Annotated in this window: 1 protein-coding gene and 1 pseudogene; both read right to left on the bottom strand. The window is 63.6% G+C overall.

Annotation, left to right across the window (positions count from 1 at the left end; translation table 11 throughout):
- Window positions 1–402, bottom strand: a pseudogene (locus tag FN369_RS01175) (Plug domain-containing protein); the annotation flags it as partial.
- 111 nt (window positions 403–513) lie between these two features.
- Window positions 514–1411, bottom strand: an 898-nt coding sequence (locus tag FN369_RS01180) for a class I SAM-dependent methyltransferase (RefSeq protein ID WP_142524389.1), incomplete at its 5' end; no start/stop codon positions are given.

Here is a 1411-nt window from a genome sequence, read left to right on the forward strand (position 1 = left end):
GGGGAGCCCGCGAACCACGGGTTCGCTGACGACGTTTCCCGTCGCCTGGGTCGGGTTGACCGAAGGGCTGAAGGCGACCAGATCGTTGACCTGCTGAGCCATCACGGTTTTGAGTCGTTCCTGCGCGATGGGAAGAACATCGCGGGGAGTATCCATGATGGACAGGTCCGGTCCGTAGACCGAAGTCACTTCCTCGGCGGGGGCGGGAGCTCGTTCCTGCTCGGCGGTCACCGTCACCGCGGGAAGCTCGGTCAAAGCAACGGGAGCCGGGGCTGCGGGATCGAGGACCCCGGCACCGACGCTCGGAGGTGCGTCTGTCGGATTCTCCCCCTCGGCTGCGGTCGCAAAAGCCGAGAAGAAGACTACGGCCGCGATCGAGGCAATGGTTCGTTTTTTCAGCATCTGCGTCGAGCCACGCGCAGAGAGTAGTCCCTCCTTCCGCTCCGCCGCTAACGGAGGATTGCCAATTTTTAGCGCCCGCTTGTCCTAGGCGGGAAGAGGCGTGGAGGGCTCTTAGTCGGCGGCGCCGCGTTCCGCTACGAGGAGGAGGGTGTCGCTGACGATCCGGATCTCCCGGTCGGTTTGTGCGGCGAGTCGTTCTTGGATGCGTCGGCCGATCCGGCACCTCGTCTCCTCGGAGACTCCGGAGAGAAACCTCCCTGCGCTACTCGCTCGCCAAAAGGCGAGCAGCTCCTCGGGACTTCTTGCCCGATCGATCGATTCCACCTTTTTTAGGCGCAAGACCCGGAACCCGCTCTTTTGGAGCATCTCTTCGAGCTCCGTCAGCCCAAGGGGAGCGGTCGAGAGGAAGAGTTTCGGCGGAATTCTCCCCACCACCTCTTTCGCCGATTGCTCGATCAGTTCGTCCAAATCCGAAGGCCGGCTCGTATCTTCAAAGCTGATCCCCAGCTTTCCTCCCGGCTTGAGGATCCGATGGATTTCTTGCAAGGCCCGCCTTCGGTCGTCGATCCAGTGCAGGACATAATTGAGATAGACGACGTCGAAGGAGCGGGAAGGGAGGGCGGAAAGGTCGCCGGAGCCGCCGACGGCGAAGGAGAGTCCCCTCCGTGCCCGGCGCTCGGCGATCGCGATCCGATAGGGAGAAGGATCGAGCCCGAAGACTTTCCCCTTCGGTCCCGTGATTCGGCAGACGTAGGAGGCGAGTCGTCCGGTGCCGCAGCCCAGGTCGAGAACGGAAGCGCCCGGACCGACCCGCAGCAGGGCGACGAGCTTGGTCCCGATCTCGTACTGGGCGGCGCTCATCCGCTCGTAGGCCGAGGCCAGTGGGGCGGAATCGAAGAGAGCCGGTTGACAGATGCCGAAAGAAGCCGGACAAAGAAGCAGGAGAGCGACGACCGCGGGCTGCCAACCGCCGCATCGGGACCGGCTTCTCCGCCGGAATGGATTTTGC

The organism is Methylacidimicrobium cyclopophantes, assembly GCF_902143385.2.
GTDB classification, from domain to species: Bacteria; Verrucomicrobiota; Verrucomicrobiia; order Methylacidiphilales; family Methylacidiphilaceae; genus Methylacidimicrobium; species Methylacidimicrobium cyclopophantes.